The sequence below is a fragment of the Amycolatopsis bartoniae genome, assembly GCF_014191255.1.
Taxonomy (GTDB): Bacteria; Actinomycetota; Actinomycetes; order Mycobacteriales; family Pseudonocardiaceae; genus Amycolatopsis_E; species Amycolatopsis_E bartoniae.
The window spans coordinates 1-18,410 of record NZ_JACHWH010000017.1 but is presented as its reverse complement, the minus strand read 5'-3'; the positions used below and the strand labels follow the sequence as shown (position 1 = coordinate 18,410).

At 72.9% G+C, this 18,410-nt stretch carries 13 protein-coding genes; 7 read left to right on the top strand and 6 right to left on the bottom strand.

Annotated features, from left to right (window positions below; genetic code table 11):
* Positions 1 to 41: 41 nt before the first annotated feature.
* The 5 genes from FHX82_RS35365 to FHX82_RS35345 form a co-directional block, all read right to left on the bottom strand.
* Complete coding sequence (locus tag FHX82_RS35365) at positions 42 to 1,286, bottom strand: serine hydrolase domain-containing protein (RefSeq protein ID WP_221216943.1); 1,245 nt, start codon at positions 1,284 to 1,286, stop codon at positions 42 to 44.
* Positions 1,287 to 1,786: 500 nt separating this feature from the next.
* Entirely contained in the window at positions 1,787 to 2,404 is a 618-nt protein-coding gene (locus tag FHX82_RS35360) for an energy-coupling factor transporter transmembrane component T family protein (protein WP_145933956.1), read from the bottom strand.
* Positions 2,401 to 3,099 (bottom strand): energy-coupling factor ABC transporter ATP-binding protein, encoded by a 699-nt coding sequence (locus FHX82_RS35355; protein ID WP_145933958.1) that lies wholly within the window; start codon positions 3,097 to 3,099, stop codon positions 2,401 to 2,403. The genes FHX82_RS35360 and FHX82_RS35355 overlap by 4 nt, the downstream gene beginning before the upstream one ends.
* On the bottom strand, positions 3,096 to 3,701 hold the full coding sequence (locus tag FHX82_RS35350; RefSeq protein WP_145933960.1) for a biotin transporter BioY: 606 nt from the start codon (positions 3,699 to 3,701) through the stop codon (positions 3,096 to 3,098). The genes FHX82_RS35355 and FHX82_RS35350 overlap by 4 nt, the downstream gene beginning before the upstream one ends.
* Before the next feature lie 124 nt (positions 3,702 to 3,825).
* Positions 3,826 to 4,389 (bottom strand): hypothetical protein, encoded by a 564-nt coding sequence (locus FHX82_RS35345; protein WP_145933961.1) that lies wholly within the window; start codon positions 4,387 to 4,389, stop codon positions 3,826 to 3,828.
* Between the two features lie 173 nt (positions 4,390 to 4,562).
* Here FHX82_RS35345 and FHX82_RS35340 point away from each other — a divergent pair, with 173 nt between their 5' ends.
* The 3 genes from FHX82_RS35340 to FHX82_RS35330 are packed head-to-tail and all read left to right on the top strand — an operon-like array spanning position 4,563 to position 7,919.
* Positions 4,563 to 5,594, top strand: coding sequence for an amidohydrolase family protein (locus FHX82_RS35340; RefSeq protein ID WP_145933963.1), 1,032 nt, complete (start codon positions 4,563 to 4,565; stop codon positions 5,592 to 5,594).
* 17 nt (positions 5,595 to 5,611) lie between these two features.
* Positions 5,612 to 6,532, top strand: a complete 921-nt coding sequence (locus FHX82_RS35335; RefSeq protein WP_145933965.1) for an amidohydrolase family protein — start codon at positions 5,612 to 5,614, stop codon at positions 6,530 to 6,532.
* A gap of 31 nt (positions 6,533 to 6,563) precedes the next feature.
* Entirely contained in the window at positions 6,564 to 7,919 is a 1,356-nt protein-coding gene (locus FHX82_RS35330; protein ID WP_145933966.1) for an MFS transporter, read from the top strand.
* Positions 7,920 to 7,998: 79 nt separating this feature from the next.
* Here the strand turns inward: FHX82_RS35330 and FHX82_RS35325 are convergent, their stop codons facing one another.
* Entirely contained in the window at positions 7,999 to 13,467 is a 5,469-nt protein-coding gene (locus FHX82_RS35325; protein WP_145933968.1) for an ATP-binding protein, read from the bottom strand.
* A 325-nt stretch (positions 13,468 to 13,792) separates the two neighbouring features.
* Here FHX82_RS35325 and FHX82_RS35320 point away from each other — a divergent pair, with 325 nt between their 5' ends.
* From FHX82_RS35320 to FHX82_RS35305, 4 genes are all read left to right on the top strand, one after another.
* Positions 13,793 to 15,082: an SWIM zinc finger family protein gene (locus tag FHX82_RS35320; RefSeq protein WP_229880674.1), complete on the top strand. Its 1,290-nt coding sequence runs from the start codon at positions 13,793 to 13,795 to the stop codon at positions 15,080 to 15,082.
* A gap of 120 nt (positions 15,083 to 15,202) precedes the next feature.
* Positions 15,203 to 16,600, top strand: coding sequence for a DUF5691 domain-containing protein (locus tag FHX82_RS35315; protein WP_145933970.1), 1,398 nt, complete (start codon positions 15,203 to 15,205; stop codon positions 16,598 to 16,600).
* Positions 16,597 to 17,676: an ATP-binding protein gene (locus FHX82_RS35310; RefSeq protein WP_145933973.1), complete on the top strand. Its 1,080-nt coding sequence runs from the start codon at positions 16,597 to 16,599 to the stop codon at positions 17,674 to 17,676. The genes FHX82_RS35315 and FHX82_RS35310 overlap by 4 nt, the downstream gene beginning before the upstream one ends.
* On the top strand, positions 17,673 to 18,410 hold a 738-nt coding region (locus tag FHX82_RS35305; protein WP_311733438.1), incomplete at its 3' end, for a DUF5682 family protein. The genes FHX82_RS35310 and FHX82_RS35305, both read left to right, overlap by 4 nt.

The window sequence follows — 18,410 nt, the reverse complement described above, 5'->3', positions numbered from 1 at the left end:
CCAGCCGAGCGAGCGGAAAGGGATGTCCGTGCGGGAAGTGCTCAGGCGCGCCGGGCCAGCCGGCCGCCGATCTGCAGTGCCGTCACCTCGCCGGTGCCGGGATCGCGGACGATCCGGCCGCAGTCGGTGTGCCTGCCGGTGACCGGGTCGGGCACGGAGAGCGTGCCGCAGTCGTAGAGCACGAGGTCGTGGTGGACTTCGCCGTCGACGGTGAGGCACACCTCGCCGTCGCCGCGTGCCACGACGTACTCCAGTGCCCCGTTGCGGTAGGCGCCGAAGCAGTCGTCCGGCACCGGAACCCGCTGCGCGCGCTGGCCGTGCGCCCGGTAGTCCGGCAGGTGCAGGCCGAGCTTCCGCAGGTCCGCCTGCAGCGCGCGCCACAGCGCGGCGCCCCCGGCGGCGTTGGTGGTCAGCGCGACGACGGTCTGGCCGGTCTTGTCGATGCGCAGGTGGCAGGAGGTGCCGTCGGCGGTGCCGTCGTGGCCGAGCCATTCGGTGTTCCACCCGCGGAAGCACGCCAGTCCCAGCGCCCACGCGTCGGCGAGCCCGAACGGTTCGGCGTCGCCCGCGGTGTGCATCTCCGCGGCCGTGACGACGTCGAGCAGCCCCGGTTTGCCCAGGTGGGCCTCCCCGAAGGCGACCAGGTCGCGGGCGCTCAGCGCGAGCCCGCCCACGGGGGCGAGCACCGGCGGCAGCACCTGCTCGACGACCCGCGGCCCGGCTCCTGGCACGCCAGCGTGCCCCGCCGCGGTGGGCGCGGGGCCGGGACCGCCGACGAACGCCGCGTCCACGCCCAGCGGGCGCAGCACGATGCCGTCCACGGCCTCCCGCCACGACAGGCCCGTGACCTCTTCGACGATCATGCCGAGGAGCGCGTAGCCGACGTTGGAGTAGGAGAACGCGGTTCCGGGGGCGCAGACCGGCACCGCGTGGCGCAGCTCGGCGAGCAGGTCGCGGGGATGCGCGCAGTGCTCGCCCGGGTCCGACGGGAGTCCCCCGGTGTGCCGCAGCATCATGCGCGGGGTCACCGACGCGCCCACGGCGGTGCCGCGCAGTCCGGGGACCAGGTCCGCGACCGGCGCGTCCAGGTCGAGGTCGCCCTCGGCCACGAGGACCATGGCCAGCGTCGCGGTGACGGCCTTGGTGATGGAGCCGACGGGAACGGTCGAGGTGGTGCGCATGGGCCGGCGGAGCGGGTGGTGCTCCAGCCCGGCTTCGGCGGCGACGAGCGTGCCGCGGTGCCGCACGGCCAGCTGTGCACCGGGGACCGGGAACCGCCGGATCAACGAAAGGAGTTCCTGCCGGAGGAACTCGGGCCAGTGATCGGTGCTCTCGCTCTCGCCACGAGCCCATCCTCCGGGCAGTACGGCAAGGCGAAAGTCCGTTGCTGACGAGGACAAGGATCAGCCTTCCAGACTCGCTGGACCTGCAACGGGAATTGCTCACTTACCGACGGCACCCGGGTCACCGGGCACTCATCCGCGCCAAGAGAGCCCTAACGTTGCCCGCCGGAACCGGCCGTCGATACCGCCGAAAGGACTAAACCCGGGGCGGTGTTTCCTTGCGTTCAGAAAGCATTGAAACGAGGAGAAATCCGCTGGCCAGAGGTCAATTCCAGCCATCGGACGACGAGTGGCGAGACCGGAAAAGAGGCACTATTCTTGCGCACCCGCGATGCCGATTCGGAAATTGCGGTGAACGAATCCGGACAGTTCCGGAACGGCGCGCCGGAAAGGTCCCACGATGTGAACACCGGCGCTGCGCGAGCACCTCGCGCTGCCACCGCTCACCCGCGCCGGACCCCGTCGTCGTCGACACCGCGGGCGGTGATCGCGTCACCGAGGGACTCGGCCGAGCGCAGCAGGCGGACGATCACCGGGACGACCACGCGCCACGAGCCGCGGCGCAGGCCGCGTGCGCGGTAGGCGTCGCTGGACGCCTGCCACGCCTGCGCGACCATCGGGATGCAGCGCATCGTCAGCGCCAGCGTCAGCGCGATGCGCTGCGAGCTGACCCCCACCCGGTCCAGCGGGCGGGCGAGCTTCTCGAACAGCGCGAGCATGGCGCTCACGCGGGTGGTGACGGTGACGAGCCCGGCGAGCAGCACCGAGACCAGCAGCTGCCCGCCGATGACCACGGCGCGTTCCCAGCCCGCGGTCAGCAGCTGGAACCCGGCGACCAGCACCAGGAACGGCAGCAGCACCCGGGTGTGCTGCCACAGGATCCGCCACGGCACGCGCGCCGCCGGGTACAGGGCCGCGGTCACCGCCAGCTCGGCGGCGATGCCGGCCGGCACCGAGGTCAGCAGCACGCCCGTGATCGCCAGCAGCAGCCCCAGCAGTTTCGGGCCGGCCGGGGTGCGGTGCAGCCAGGAGCCGCCGGGCAGGTACAGGCCGACGGTCACCGCGCGTCGCCCGCGAGCTCGTCGTCCAGCAGGGCCTGGTAGTGCTCGATGGCCGGGCGCGGGGCGCCGTCGAAGACGACCCGGCCCGCGTCCAGCACCAGCACCCGGTCGAAGCCGTGCAGCATCTCCAGGTGGTGGGTGAGCAGGACGACCTGCTGCGGCAGCGCTTCGAGCGCGCGCACCACGGTGCGGACGTTGCGCAGGTCCAGCAGCGTGGTGGGCTCGTCGCAGACCAGGATGTCCGGCTCGGTCACCAGCACCGACGCGAGCGCGAGCATCTGCTTCTGGCCACCGGAGAGCAGGTGCGCCGGGTGGTCGCGGTGCTCCGCGAGCCCGTGACGCGCCAGCACCTCGTCGACGCGGCGGGCGATCTCGGCCTTCGGCAGGTTCCGGCGGGACAGTCCGATCGCGACGTCCTCGGCCACCGTGGGCATGATGATCTGCGTGTCGGCGTCGGAGAACACGAACCCGACCCGCTGCCGGACCCGGCGCCCGTCCTTGCGCGTGTCCAGCCCGTCGACCAGCACCCGGCCCCGTTTCGGCAGCACCAGCCCGTTGAACATCCGGGCCAGGGTGGACTTGCCGGACCCGTTGGCGCCGATGATGCCGATCCGGTGCTCGCCCAGCTCCAGGTCGATCTCGTGCAGCACGGGACGGTCGCCGTAGGAGTGGGAGACACCGGCGACGGTGATCATTCCTCGCCCCGCCGCCTGCCCGCCTCCGGCACCGGGTACGCCCGGTACACGGCGGCGGTGATCAGGGCGCTGACGACGACCTTGATCGCGTCGCCCGGCAGGTACTGCACGGCCGAGACGACGGTGGCGACCAGGCCGCTGCCGACGCGCCACGCGGTGACCGGGATGCCGATGAGGTAGATCGCCACGATGCCGCCGAGCACGTTCGCCACGATCAGCCACGGCAGTTTCCGCCGCCGGGTCACCTTCGTGACCAGCCAGCCCGTGACGAACGCGCCGAGCAGCCAGCCGACCAGGTAGCCCGCGGAGGCCCCGGCGAACACCGCGACGCCGCCGCGGCCGCCCGGGAGCAACGGCAGCCCGGCGGCGACGAGCACGAGGAACGTCAGCACGGCGAGCGTGCCGCGCCGGGCGCCGAGGACGCTGCCGGCGAGCATCACGCCGAGGCTCTGCGCGGTGATCGGCACGGCGGCGCCGAACAGGGCGAAGCTGCCGGGCAGCCCGAGCACCGCGATGAGCGCCGCGAACAGGGCGATGAGCGCGAGGTCGCGCGGCAGCAGGCCACCCCGCGGCGGCGTGGTCTCGCTGATGGGACTGGACATTCGCTCTCCTGGGACGGAAACGACGGAAGCGGGCCGGCCCCGCCTGCCGGTCGACCATTCTCCCAGGCGGCACCCCCGGACGGATGCGGCGCCGCTCACCTCGGCGGTGGTGGGTGGAGGTGTGTCAGCGGTTCCGGAACCGGGCCGCGCGGAGATCATCGCCGCGCAACACCACCAGTTCGATGTGCGTGGGATAGGAGGTCTCGTCGTCGTAGAGCAGGCGGCCGAAGAAGAACGCACCGGGTACCGCGGCCAGACGTTCGAGGGTGCGGTACGCCCGCCCCTCGGGCGACCAGCCACGGTTCAGCGCGCGATCCTGCCGGAAGATGTTCGGCCCGAACAGCCCGCCCGACCGGTGCGGCACCAGGTGACCCCGGTCGACCGGCGCCTCGTCCGGTGTCGGCGGCATCGGATACATCCGCTGGTAGGCAGTGTCGCGAGCCCTTGCTCCGGCCGGCGAAACCGCCCAGGCGGCCACCGTGCGCTCTTCCTGGTCCTCCTCGCTCGCGAGGTCGAACAGGTAGGTCGCACCGGCCTGGTCGAACTCCACCAGGCTCGCGCCGGGCCGGCTCAGCCGGTACTCCTGCGCGGCGAGCTCGAATAGCGTCGCACCCACCATCGGCGGCTCCCGCGGCTTCGGCAACGTCCGCAACAGCCGCGTGTACCGCTCGACCGGGTCATCTTCCACGTCCCAAGCCTCCCACCAGGGGGCTGATCTCACTCTCCGTGGCCGTACGACTTCTGTCGTAGATATTGTCAACAATTTCTTCGACGATTACTGTGCGCTGGAGACGGTAAGGGAGAGCGACGGTGCGGGTCCCGTGCGCGCATCGCCCCCATCCAGCACGAAGAGGACCAGCCTTGATCATCGACTGCCACGGTCACTACACCACCGCCCCGCCCGCGCTCGAAGCCTGGCGCAAGCAGCAGGTCGCCGCCCTGTCGGACGACACCGCCGCCGCGCCCGTGCGCGCCGACCTGCGCATCAGCGACGACGAGCTGCGCGAGACGATCGAGGCGAACCAGCTGCGCCTGATGGACGAGCGGGGCATCGACCTCACCATCTTCTCCCCCCGCGCGTCGTTCATGGCCCACCACGTCGGCGGCTTCGAGACGTCGTCGGAGTGGGCGTCGATCTGCAACGAGCTGTGCTACCGCATCAGCACGCTCTACCCGGAGCGCTTCGCCCCGGCCGCGATGCTCCCCCAGTCCCCCGGCGTCGACCCGGCCACCTGCATCCCGGAGCTGACCCGCTGCGTGGAGGAGTACGGCGCCGTCGCGCTGAACCTCAACCCCGACCCCAGCGGCGGCCACTGGACGGCCCCGCCGCTGACCGACCGCTCGTGGTACCCCCTCTACGAGAAGATGGTCGAGTACGACGTCCCGGCCATGGTGCACGTCAGCACCAGCGTCAACCCCGCGTTCCACACCACCGGCGCGCACTACCTCAACGCCGACACCACCGTGTTCATGCAGCTGGTGCAGGGCGACCTGTTCACCGACTTCCCCACGCTGAAGCTGGTCATCCCGCACGGCGGCGGCGCGGTGCCCTACCACTGGGGCCGCTTCCGGGGTCTCGCCATGGCGCTGGGCAAGCCGGAGCTGGAAGAGCACGTACTGAACAACGTCTTCTTCGACACCTGCGTGTACCACCAGCCCGGCTCGGACCTGCTGTTCGACGTCATCCCGGCCCGCAACATCCTCTTCGCCTCGGAGATGATCGGCGCCGTCCGCAGCGTCGACCCGCGCACCGGCCACTACTTCGACGACACCCGCCGCTACGCCGAAGCGTCGGAGAAGCTCACCACGGATGACTGGGCCGCGATCCGGGAAACCAACGCCCGCACCGTCTACCCGCGACTGGACGCCCTGCTGAAGCGCCAGGGCCGTTGAACACCCCGAAGGACCCCATGAGCACGCTCGCCCCCAAGACACCCGGCTGGCTGGACTGGTACCCGAACCCGTCGAAGCCGCGGTTCACCCTGCCCGCGGGCACCGTCGACGCGCACTGCCACGTCTTCGGCCCGCAGGCCGAGTTCCCGTTCGCGCCGGAGCGCAAGTACACCCCCTGCGACGCGAGCAAGGACCAGCTGTTCGCGCTGCGCGACCACCTCGGCGTCACCCGCACCGTGATCGTGCAGGCCACCTGTCACGGCGCGGACAACTCCGCGATGCTCGACGCCGTCCAGGCGGCGGGCGGCCGCGCACGCGGCGTCGCGACCGTCCGGCCCGACGTCAGCGACGCGGAGCTGCGCAGGCTCGACGAGGCGGGGGTGCGCGGCGTCCGGTTCAACTTCGTGCGCCGGCTCGTCGACGCCGCGCCGCACGACGCGCTGCGCACGATCGCGAAGAAGATCGCCCCGCTCGGCTGGCACATCGTGCTCTACTTCGAGGCCGCCGACCTGCCCGAGCTGGCGGACTTCTTCGGCGCGCTGCCCGCGCCGCTCGTGATCGACCACATGGGACGGCCCGACGTCACGAAACCCGTGGACGGCCCGGAGTTCGGCGGGTTCCTGCGGTTCGTCGCGAACAACGACGTGTGGGTGAAGGTCAGTTGCCCCGAGCGCCTGACGGTGAGCGGGCCGCCCGCGCTGGACGGCGAGCAGCACGCGTACACCGACGTCGTGCCGTTCGCCCGCCGCGTCGTCGAGGAGTTCCCCGACCGGGTGCTCTGGGGCAGCGACTGGCCGCACCCGAACCTCAAGAGCCACATGCCCGACGACGGGCTGCTGGTCGACTACGTCCCGCAGATCGCCGTCACCGCGGAAGAGCAGCGCAAGCTGCTGGTCGACAACCCGATGCGCCTCTACTGGCCCGGCGAAACCGCCTGAACGCCTCCACTCCCCTCACGAAGGGCATGCAATGCAGCACGCCAACTCACTGAACCGGCTGAACAGACTGCCGATCTCCCGGTTCCACAAGCTGACCCTGCTCGCGGTGTCGTTCGCGTACTTCTTCGAGTTCGCCGACATCAACAGCTTCTCCACCACCGCGCCCAAGCTGATCAAGCTGTGGGGCGTGACAGTCAACCAGGTCGCGTACGTGACCTCGCTGTCGTTCGTGGGGATGTTCTTCGGCTCGGTGGTCGCGAGCACGCTCGCCGACCGGTTCGGCCGCAAGCGGGCCCTGATGTGGACCACGGTGTGGTTCGGGTTCTTCTCGCTCGCGGCCGTGTTCTCGTGGGACCTCTGGTCGCTGGGCGTGTTCCGCGTCCTGACCTCCGCGGGCCTGTCGGCGATGACGGTCGTGGCGGTCATCTACGTCAACGAGCTGTACCCGGCCGCGACGCGCGGCAAGTACCAGGCGTACGCGATCGTGATCGGCATCTGCGGCACGCCGGTCACCAACCTGATCGCGAGCGCGGTGGTCGACCTCACCAGCTGGACGTGGCGGCTGGTGTACCTGTGGGGCGCGCTCGGGGTGCTGCTCGTGCTGTTCACGCGGCAGCTGAAGGAGTCGCCACGCTGGTACGAAAGCCGCGGTGAGCACGAGAAGGCCGACGCGGTGCTGCGGGAGATCGAGGCGCGGGTCGCCGCGGAGAAGGGCCCGCTGCCCGAGCCCGCGCCGCCGATCGAGGAGGCGCCCGCGGGCAAGGCCCCGCTGCGGATGCTGCTGCAGAAGAAGTACCTGTTCCCCACGCTGCTGCTCACCGTCGTGTGGGTGACGCAGACGATCGGGTTCTTCGGCTACTCGACGTGGGCGCCGACGCTGCTGGCCAAGGAGGGTTTCAGCGTCGAGAAGTCGGTGTTCTACGTCGCGCTCACCACGGTCGGCGCGCCGCTGGGGTCGTACCTGGCGGCGGTGGTCACCGACCGGTTCGAGCGCAAGTGGTGCCTGGTCGGCTTCGGCACGGTGATCGCACTGTGTGGTCTGCTCTACGGGCTCACGTTCGCGCCGGTGCTGATCGTGGTGTTCGGGTTCCTGGTGAACCTGTTCGAGCGCGGCTACACGGCGCTGGGGTACGCGTACTCGCCGGAGCTGTTCGACACCCGCGGCCGGTCCCTCGGCACGGGCGTGTCCTACGGTCTCGGCCGCCTGTCAAACGCCGCGGGCCCCCTGATCGTCGCCGCGCTGTACAACGGCAGCGGGTACCAGAGCGTGTTCTACTTCATCGCGGGCACCTGGCTGGTGGGCGCGATCGTGCTGGGGATCTTCGGCCCCCGCACCCGCCAGTCGAGGCTCGACGCCACGGCGGCCACCACCACGGCGGGGGTCTGAGAGCTCAGCCGGAGGTGCGGCGGCAATACGAACGAAAAGGCCGGGAATCCACAATGGACTCCCGGCCTTTTCGGTGCCGCTACCCCGCCAGCCCGCGCTCCACGGCGGCGATGATCTGCGGCCGCAGCTCCTCCGGGCGGATGATCGCGTCCACCGAGCCCACGCGCTGCGCCCGCTGGATCGAGTGCACGCCGTCGAACTCGGCGGCCACCTCGCCCAGCTTCTCGGCCCGCACCGAGGCCCGCACGTCCGCCAGGCGGGTCACCAGCGCGCCCCGTTCGGCGCCCTCCGCCGAGGCGATTCGCTCCTCCAGCTCCGTCACCCGCGGGTCACGCGCGGTGCGGGTGTTGACGTCGCGGGCGAACACCACCGCCGCGGCCGGGGCGCCGCCCAGCACCGACGCGTACGAGCCGTCCACGGCCAGCACCGTCATGTTCGGGTTGAGCGTCTTGGAGAACACCACGAACGCCCCGCCGTGGTAGCGCGAAATGACGCAGAACACGATGGGCCCGCGGAAGTTCACGATCGCGCGCCCGATCTCCGCGCCGTACTCCAGCTGCAGCTTGCGCATCGACTCGGGTGACCCGTCGAACCCGGACAGGTTCGCCAGCACCACCAGCGGCCGGTTCCCGCTCGCCCCGTTGATCGCCCGCGCGACCTTCTTCGACGAGCGCGGGAACAGCGTGCCCGCGGTGTAGGCGTCCGGGCCGTCGGTGGGCGGGAACCCGCGCCGCGGCACCGACCGCGACTCGATGCCCACCAGGCACACCGGAATCCCGCCCAGGTGCACGTCCTGCACCACCGCGGTCTCCGCGTCGGCCATGCCCGCCCAGCGTTCCAGCACCGCGTGGTCCTGGTCCGCCAGCGCCCGCATCACCGTGCGGATGTCGAACGGCTTCTTGCGGTCCGGGTTGGTCTCCCGCGAGAAGATCTCCCCGACCGTGGTGAAGTCGCTGCCCACCACCGCGTGCGGGAAGTCCGAGACGTCGCGGTCCACCGGGTCGGTGGTCGCCGCGCGCCGCGGCCCCTGCTCGCCCGGCAGCACGTACGTGTGGTCGTAGTGGGCCAGCAGCACGCCGTGCGCGGCCCGCAGGTCCGGCGCCCAGTACTGCGCCTGCCCGTTCGGCCCCATCACGCGGTCGTAGCCGCCGATGCCGAAGTTGTCCTCGGCCGAGACGCCACCGGAGAAGTCGAGCGACTCCTTGCCGGTCAGCACCATCGCCGAGTCCGGGGTCATCACGAGGATCCCCTTGGTGTGCATGAGCATCGTGGCCTCGGCGTTCCAGTACGGCTGGGCGCCGACGTTGATGCCCGCCACCACGATGTTGATCTCACCGCCGTCCTGGGTGAAGTGCACGATCCGGCGCAGCGCGGCGGCGATCCAGTCCATGTTCTCGGTGCCCGAGTCCATCGCGATGCGCGCTCCCGCCGACAGCGCGTACCACTCCACCGGCACCCGCAGCCGGTCCGCGAGGTCCAGCGCGGCGATGATCCGGGCGCACTCCGGTTCGGACAGCGCGCCCAGCGCCTTCGTCGGATCACCCAGCAGCACCACCCGGGTCATGCCCTCCGGGTACCGCCCGGTCGGCGTGGTCGCCACGCCCGCGACGATCCCGGCCTTGTTGAGCCCCTTCGGCCGGTCCACCGGCGCCAGCGCGCCGGAGTCGTCGAGGTCGTACTCGGTGAAGCTCCCGCCGGGCCCGGCCAACATCCCGGTCAGCTCGTACGGGTACACCGTGCCGCGCTTGCTCGCGCGCAGCACCTTCTGCCGGTAGTCGTCCAGCGGCTCGACCGGCTCGTCCGACGGCTCGCCGACGATCAGCTCCGCGTTCCCGGTCGCGTCGAAGGAGATCCGCACGGCGGTCTTCACCAGCTCACCGGTCCGCGGGTCGCGCTGCCGCGCGATGAACAGGATCTCCTCCAGCCCGGCCCCGGCGGTGGTGGGCAGCACCCGCTCGGTGATCGTCTCCAGCTCGGCGCGGGTGATCTCGCTCGCCGGCCAGACGTAGACCACGATCCGGTTGGTGGTGGCGCGGTTCTTCGACGGCCTGCGGGCCTGCGCGCCGCGGATCGAGTCGAGGCAGGCGGCCACGGCGTCCTCGGCGGTCGGCAACGCGACCAGCCTGCCGTCGTGCTCGCGCAGCTCGACCAGGTCACGCACCTGGGTGAACGCCACGAGGCGCTCGTCGGAGGGGTTCTCCCGCGCCACGCACTGGAACAGGTAGACCTCCTCGTCCGACGACGGCAGCCGCGTGAGGTCGAACCGGCTGAGCCGCTCCAGCTGCATCCGCTCGGCGATGAACGGGTGCAGCCCGCGGATCAGCCGTTCCTCGGCCATGCCCGCGGGCGACGGGCGGAACGTGAAGTGGTGGTGCATCACCGCGCCGCCGCGGCCCGCGACCGTGGCGGTGACGCGGCGGACCCCGGCGGGCAGGGCCTGCGCGCGCAGGGCCTCCTGCAGCGCGGCGGCGGCCTCGTCGGAGTCCTCGGGCTGGTTCTCCCAGGCGAGGTAGATGTCGGCGTCGACGCCGGTGTCCCGGCCCTCCGCCAGCTCCGCGAGCCCGCGCAGGGCGCCGCCCAGCTCCTCGAACCGCACCGCGGCGGAGGCGATGGCCGACCCGGCGCGCCCGGCCACCACGAAGGAGCAGCCGGCCGCCTCGACGGCGCGGACCTCGGTGAGCCCCTTGTTGCCGTAGTACCGCCGGGTCAGCACCTCCAGCATGATCGTGTTGTCCAGGTCGGCCCGCACGAGCCGCTGGCCGAGCAGCCGCACCAGCGGCTCGGTGCTGCGCACCATCTCGGCCATCCGCTCGGCGCGGTCCGGGGCGTCCGGGTGCGCGTCGAGGTGGCGCAGGTGGTCCCGGACCTTGGCGTAGACGCGGGCCCGGGTGCGCCGCAGCAGCGGCTGGGCGAACCAGCGGAACACCAGGCTGCGCGCGAGGTCCCCGATCACCGGGAAGCGCAGCTGGGTGGCCACGACCAGGCGTTCCAGCGCCTGCCCGACCGGGTCGCGCAGCTCGCCGCCGGGCGGGGCCTCGGTGAGCCACTGCTGCAGCAGCGCGGTGACCACGGCGGCGTCGGAGGTGGCGCGCTGCTGCGCGAGGAAGATCCGGAACAGCGCCTCTTCCAGCTCGGGCGTGCGGTCCAGCCCGTCGACGCCGTAGTGGCCGAGCACGCGGGTGAGGCGGTCCTGGAAGGCTTCCGGCAGCCCGGCGCGCTCGGCGTCGAGGGTCTGCAGGTAGGCGTGGAAGTGCTCGCGCGGGCTGTGCACCCGCGTCTCGGCCCTGGTCTCCTCGCCGCCGGGCTTGTTGCGGGACAGCTCGGACAGGTCGGCGAAGACGTCCAGCAGCCCGACCTCCTCGGCCAGCGGCCGCCGCGGCAGCTCGGCGCGCGCGGCGAGGTACCCGGCGAGGGTGCGCCCGCCGTCGTGCGGGTCGATGTCGAAGCCGAGCAGCATGCTGCGCAGGTCCGCCAGCCCCCGGCGCACCCGGTCCGCGGCGGACAGCCCGGCGGGCTCGGCGGGCAGGTCCAGCTCCACCGCGTCGGCGCCGGGCGCGGCCTCGGCGTCCGCGTCGCCCAGCGGTTCCAGGCGCAGCAGGGGCGCGCCCGTCCCGACCTGGCTGCCGACCGAGACCACGCATTCACGCAGCAGCGCGCGGAACGGCGCCCGCAGCACGGTCTCCATCTTCATGCTCTCCAGCACCAGCACCGGCGCGCCGGCCTCGACCTCGTCGCCGGGCGCGACCGGGGTGGCGACCACCAGCGCGGGCGCCGGGGAGCGCAGGACCCCGCCCTCGTCCCGGCTGACGCGGTGGGTGACCCCGTCGACCTCGACCAGGTGGATCGGCCCGGAGGTGCCGGTGACCAGGCGGAAGCGGTGACCGTTGAGGTGGATCTGCCCGGTGTGCTCGTCGTAGCGCTCCAGCACCGCCTCGACGGTGTGGGCGGCTTCGCCGGTGAGGAACCCGACGCGGTAGCGGCCGGGGCCGGTCTCGGCGACGGTGAGCCGGTAGGACGCGCCGCGGAGCTTGAGGTCGATCGGCCGGCCGCTCTCGTGCTGCACCTGCGGGCGCCCGCCGTGCGCGGTGGACAGCAGCCGCTGCAGCTCGACCCGCTTCTCGTCCTGGTACGCCTCGATCGCGGCGGCCGCCAGCGCCACCCCGGAGTGCTGCTGCGACACCAGGCGGCCTTCGGCGCGCACGCGGTCGATCCAGCCGGTGTCAGCGCTGCCGTCGATCACCTCGCGCTGGGCGAGCAGGTCGAGCACGAAGGACTTGTTGGTGGTGCCGCCGTCGATGAGGACGGTGGTCTCGCGCATCGCGCGGCGCAGCCGGGACAGCGCCTCGTCGCGGTCGCGGCCGTAGGCGATGATCTTGGCGATCATCGAGTCGAAGTCGGCGGGGATGGTGTCGCCCTGGCTCACGCCGGTGTCGACGCGGATGCCGGGGCCCGCGGGCAGGTCGAGCAGCACGATGCGGCCCGGGGCGGGCGCGAAGTCGCGGTCGGGGTCCTCGGCGTTGAGCCGGGCCTCGATCGCGTGCCCCAGCTCCGGGGGCGGGGTGCCGGTCAGCTTGCCGCCGGCGGCGACGTGCAACTGGGCCTTGACCAGGTCCATGCCCGTGGTGGCCTCGGTGATCGGGTGCTCGACCTGCAGGCGGGTGTTGACCTCCAGGAACGCGAACAGCCGGTCCTTCGGGTGGTAGAGGAACTCCACGGTCGCCGCGCCGCGGTAGCCGACGGCGACGGCGAGGCGCTCGGCCGACGCCTTCAGCTCGGCCGCCTGCTCCGGCTCCAGCACCGGCGAGGACGACTCCTCGATGATCTTCTGGTTGCGCCGCTGCACCGAGCAGTCGCGCACGCCCAGCGCCCACGCGGTGCCCTGGCCGTCGGCGATCACCTGGACCTCGACGTGCCGGGCGCCGGTGACCAGACGCTCCAGGAACACGACGCCGCTGCCGAAGGCGCGCTCGGCCTCCAGGCTGGTGCGCTCGTAGGCGTCGGTCAGCTCCTCCGGGGAGGTGACGACGCGGATGCCGCGGCCACCGCCGCCCGCGGTGGCCTTGAGCATCAGCGGGTAGCCGATCCGCTCGGCCGCGCTCAGCGCCGCGTCGAGGGTCTCGACGGGGCCGCGGCTCCACGGCGCGACCGGGACGCCGACCTCCTCGGCGATGAGCTTGGCGCCGATCTTGTCGCCCAGCTTCCGCATCGCCTCCGGGTCCGGGCCGATGAAGGTGATGCCCAGCTTCTCGCACAGCTGGGCGAACGCCGGGTCCTCGGCGACGAAGCCCCAGCCGACCCACGCGGCGTCGGCACCGGTCTCGACCAGTGCGCGCTCCAGGACGGCCAGGTCCAGGTACGGGCGGGCCGAGGCCGGGCCCAGGTCGTAGGTGTAGTCGGCCTCCCGCACGAACGTGGCCGTCGCGTCGGCGTCGGTGTAGAGGGCGACGGTTTCGATCCGTGGCCCGCCCTCGGCATTGAGCTCACCGACGGCGTGGATGAGCCGCATCGCGGCCTCTCCCCGGTTGACGATCGCGACACGACTGAACAACGGAACGAGCCTCACAAACTCGGCGACAGACGAACGCGGCCCCTTGGCCGCTTCCCCAGCATCCCGCTTACCGGCCGGTAGGTGATGGGCGGGGACGTAGCGTGCCTGGGCGCGTTTTTTGTGGGAACCCTCCAAAGGGGGAGGCTGACCGGCCACTTTGCCGCGTCCCCCAGGGCAAGGCGGATGAGAGGCTGGTCACTGCGGGCCCGGTTCCGGGTCCCGGAGCCCCCGGCGGCCGCCGTTGTGGGAGGTGGCCAAGTGCGCGGGACTGTCGGTGCCCCCCGCTAGGCTCGCCTGACGCGCGGCGGTGAGAAGGGACACGGGTGTGGGATCGCGGTGGACGGTGGCGCAGGTGCTCGCGCTCGCGCCCGACGCCTCCTCCGGCAAGGCCGCGCGCGGCCTGGCGAACCCGCGCACGTGGTCCGACCTCGGCAGCACCGCTACGCTGGTCTGGGGCAAGTGCCAGGGCAGCGCCCGTGAGCCGTACCAGGTGACCGTCGACCTCACCGGGCCCGCGTTCCGCTGCACGTGCCCCAGCCGCAAGTTCCCCTGCAAGCACGGGCTCGCGCTCCTGCTGCTGTGGGCCGCGCACGACGGGGCGGTGGCGGACCTGGAGTCGGCCGAGCCCTTCGCCGCGGACTGGGCCGCCCAGCGGGCGGGCCGGAAGGCGGCGGCCGAGGGCGAGCCCGATCCCGAGGCGCAGGCGAAGCGGCAGGCGGAGCGCGAGGCGCTGATGTCGGCCGGGCTCGACGACTTCGAGCGGTGGCTGCACGACCTCGTCCGGCAGGGGCTCGCCGCCGCCCGCGGCCAGCCGCCGTCGTTCTGGGACACCGCGGCCGCGCGGCTGGTCGACGCGCAGCTGCCCGGGCTCGCCGAGCGCGTCCGCGCGATGGGGGGCGACGTGCACGCCCGGCCGGACTGGGCGGAGCACCTGCTGGGCGAGCTGGGCCGCTGGTACCTCGCGGTCCGCGCGTGGCGGCGGCGCGCGGAGCTGGACGAGGCGGCGATGGGCGACCTGCGCGCGGTGCTCGGCTGGCCGCGCCGTCGCGACGAGATCGGCGACCGGGTCGCCGACCGGTGGCAGGTGGTCGGGCTGAGCCGCGAGGAGGACGACCGGCTGCTGTCCCAGCGCACGTGGCTGCACGGCGAGCGCACCGGCGAAACGGTGGTGCTGCTGGACTTCGCGGCCGCCGGGCAGGCGCTGCGGGTCGCGCACGTGCTCGGGTCCGTTGTGGACGGTGAGCTGGCGCGGTACCCGGGCAGCCCGCCGCGGCGGGCGCTGCTCACCGGGGAGGAGCACAAAATCACCCAGGGCGACGGGCTGCCGCACGCCACCGGTGTCTCCGCCGCCCTGGCGCAGGCCGCGCGCTGGCTGGCCGGAAACCCGTGGCTGCGCCAGGTTCCGCTGGCGCTGGCGGGGGTGACGGTCGTGCCCGGGGAGCCGCCGCTGCTCGTCGACGCCGACGGCGCCGCGCTGACCCTGGCGCCGGGCACGGACCTGTGGCCGCTGCTCGCGCTGTCCGGCGGCCGTCCGGTGTCGGTGTTCGGGGAGTGGCTCGACGAGCGCCTGCGCCCGCTGAGCGTGGCGGTCGACGACCGGCTGGTGGCGCTGTGAGCGAGCTTGCTGCCTTCGGTGAGGAGGTCGCATGAGGACTGCTTGCAGGTCCGAATCATTCAACGCCATGCTGGCCGATGACGCCGTCGCGGCTTGCCGCGTCCTTGAAGGTAGGGCCGCATGACCGACTGGGACCACCTGCTGGCCACCGCGCTCGTGGGCACCGGCCGCCGCCCCTTCCGCCTCGACCAGCTGACGATCGAAGGCGCCGACCGGGTGGAAGCCGCCACCGCCGAAGCCGCGGTCCTGTCCGCGGCCGCGCTCGCCGCGGGCTACCGGCGGGCGGGCTGGATCCCGCCCGCGTGGCGGGGCACCCCGCCGAGGCCTGCCGATCCCGACGAGCGTCCCGAGTGCACCGCGGCCGCCACCCAGCTGCTGGAGCTCCTGCTCGCCCGCCGCGTCGAGGGCAGCGCCGAGCGGCTCGCCGCGCACTGGTTCGCCGCGGCGCGCGACAGCGGCCGCCGCCCGCCTTTCCGGCTGCTGCCCGACCTGTTGCGGTTCGGCACCGCCAACCCGGACGAGCGCGCCGTGGTCAAGGAGGTGCTCGGCCCGCGTGGCGCCTGGCTGGCCGGGCACAACCCGTCGTGGCACTGGGCCACCAGGCCGCGGGACGTGGCCGGGCGGTTCGCCACCGGCACCCGCGCCGAGCGGCTGGCGCTGCTGGGCGAGCTGCGTGCCACCGACCCGGCGGCCGCCCGCGCCCTCGTCGAGGACACCTGGGCGAAGGAACCCGCGGCCCTGCGCGCCGCGCTCCTCGACACCCTCCACATCGGACTGTCGAAGGACGACGAACCGTTGCTGGAACGGGCGCTCGACGACAGGGCCGCCTCCGTGCGCGCCGCCGCGGCCGCGCTGCTCGACTCCCTGCCCGCCTCCGCCCGGGCACGGCGCATGGCCGAACGCGCCCGGGCCCTGTGGCAGCGGGACGCCACGTTCGACCTGCCCGGCGAGCCCGACGAGGCGGCCCGCCGCGACGGGATCACCGACACCCGCGAGCCCGGGCAGGGCCGCGCCACGTCGTGGCTGATCCAGCTCCTCGCCGCCACCCCACTGTCCACTTGGGACACCCGGCAGATCGGGAAGGCGGACAAGGCGGTGCTCACCGGCTGGACCAGGGCCGCACTGCGCCAGCGCGACCAGGAGTGGCTCGTCGCGCTCGCCCGCCACCAGCCCACTCCCGAGCTGGTCGCCGCGCTCACGCCCGAGGCGGCCGCCGACGTGCTCAGCCGGGAGCAGAAGGTGGACACCCGGTTCGGGCACCTGCTCGCCGCCGCGCCCGGCCCGTGGGCCGCCCGGTTCTCCGAGGAGCTCGTCGACCGGCTGTGGGCGGCCAAGAAGGACGACGTGCTGCGGCTCGCCTCCGGCGCGCTCGCCGAGCACCTGCACCCCGCCACGCTCGGCAGCGTCGAGGCGTGGCTCACCAGCCTCGCCCCCACCCGCAAGGTCGCCCACCGCGCCCTGCGGGGCGTGGCCCACGCACTGACCATCCGCGCAACGATCCTGCAGGAGTTCTCATGACCGACGTGCTGAGGGCACACGCCGAGCAGCAGTACGCCGACGAGCTGGCGGCGCTGGCCAAGGGCGACGAACGGCCGAAACCACCCAGCTGGAAGCTGTCGCCGTGGGCGGTCGCCACATACGTCCTGGGCGGTGAGGCCCCGGACGGCACGCCCATCTCGGCGAAGTACCTCGGCTCGCGCCGCCTCGTCGAGGTCGCGATCGCCACGCTGGCCACCGACCGCGCGCTGCTCCTGCTGGGCGTGCCGGGCACGGCGAAGACGTGGTTGTCCGAGCACCTGGCCGCCGCGATCTCCGGCGACTCGACGCAGCTGGTGCAGGGCACGTCCGGCACCGCCGAGGAGGCCATCCGCTACGGCTGGAACTACGCGCGGCTGCTCGCGGAGGGCCCGTCGGAGCGGGCGCTGGTCGCGAGCCCGGTCCTGCGCGCCATGGAGACCGGCGGCATCGCGCGGATCGAGGAGCTGACGCGCATCCCGTCGGACGTGCAGGACGCGCTGATCACGATCCTGTCCGAGAAGACGCTGCCGATTCCCGAGCTGGACAGCGAGGTCCAGGCGCGCGCCGGGTTCAACGTCATCGCGACCGCCAACGACCGCGACCGCGGCGTCAACGACCTGTCCGCCGCCCTCAAGCGCCGGTTCAACGTGGTGGTCCTGCCGCTGCCCGACGACGCCGAGAGCGAGGTGGAGATCGTGCGGCTGCGGGTGCAGCAGCTCGGCCGGTCGCTGAGCCTGCCCGCCGATCTGGAGGACCTCGACGAGATCCGCCGCGTCGTCACGGTGTTCCGCGAGCTGCGCTCCGGCGTCACCGGGGACGGCCGCACGAAGCTCAAGTCCCCGTCCGGCACGCTGTCCACCGCGGAGGCGATCTCGGTGGTGACGAACGGGATCGCGCTGGCCGCGCACTTCGGCGACGGCGTGGTGCGGGCCGACGACGTGGCGGCCGGGCTGCACGGCGCGGTGGTCAAGGACCCGGTGCAGGACCGGATCGTGTGGCAGGAGTACCTGGAGACCGTCGTCCGCGAGCGCCGGCCGTGGGCGGACCTCTACCGCGCTTGCCGAGAACTGGTGTGAGGGTTCACGTTCTCGGCATCCGGCACCACGGGCCCGGTTCGGCCCGTGCGGTCGCGGCCGCGCTGGCGCAGCTCGACCCGGCGGTGGTGCTGATCGAGGGGCCGCCGGAGCTGGACTCGGTGGCGCCGCAGGCCGCGCTGGAAGGCATGCGGCCGCCGGTCGCCGGGCTGGTGTACGCGGTGGACAAGCCGGCGACGGCGCACTTCTACCCGATGGCGGTGTTCTCCCCGGAGTGGGTGGCGCTGCGCTGGGCGCAGGAGCACGGCCGCGAGGTCCGGTTTCTCGACCTGCCGGCGAACGTGGCGCTCGTGCTGGACGACGAGGACGATCCGGACGCCGGGCCGCCGCTCGACCCGATCCGGACGCTCGCCGAGGCGGCCGGGTTCGACGACCCGGAGCGCTGGTGGGAGGACGCGGTCGAGCTGCGCTATCCCACGCTGGAACGGTTCGACGCCGTGCTCGACGCGATGCGCACGCTGCGCGAGGGCCACGAACCGGATCTGCGCACCCAGCGGCGCGAGGCCGCGATGCGCCGGGTGCTGCGGGCCGCGATGCGCGGCAACGACCACACCATTGCCGTGGTGTGCGGCGCCTGGCACGCCCCCGTCCTCGAACCCTCGGCGTTTCCCACCCAGGCCGAGGATTCGCGGCTGCTCAAGGGTTTGCCCACCACGAAGGTCGCGGCGACGTGGGTGCCGTGGACGTCGGCGCGGCTGGCCCGCGCAAGCGGCTAC

Excerpts from the sequence above, each read along its gene's own strand:
- FHX82_RS35330 (WP_145933966.1), top strand. The coding sequence starts at position 6,564 with ATGCAGCACGCCAACTCACTGAACCGGCTGAACAGACTGCCGATCTCC.
- FHX82_RS35355 (WP_145933958.1), bottom strand. The coding sequence starts at position 3,099 with ATGATCACCGTCGCCGGTGTCTCCCACTCCTACGGCGACCGTCCCGTG.
- FHX82_RS35310 (WP_145933973.1), top strand. The coding sequence starts at position 16,597 with ATGACCGACGTGCTGAGGGCACACGCCGAGCAGCAGTACGCCGACGAG.
- FHX82_RS35335 (WP_145933965.1), top strand. The coding sequence starts at position 5,612 with ATGAGCACGCTCGCCCCCAAGACACCCGGCTGGCTGGACTGGTACCCG.
- FHX82_RS35315 (WP_145933970.1), top strand. The coding sequence starts at position 15,203 with ATGACCGACTGGGACCACCTGCTGGCCACCGCGCTCGTGGGCACCGGC.
- FHX82_RS35350 (WP_145933960.1), bottom strand. The coding sequence starts at position 3,701 with ATGTCCAGTCCCATCAGCGAGACCACGCCGCCGCGGGGTGGCCTGCTG.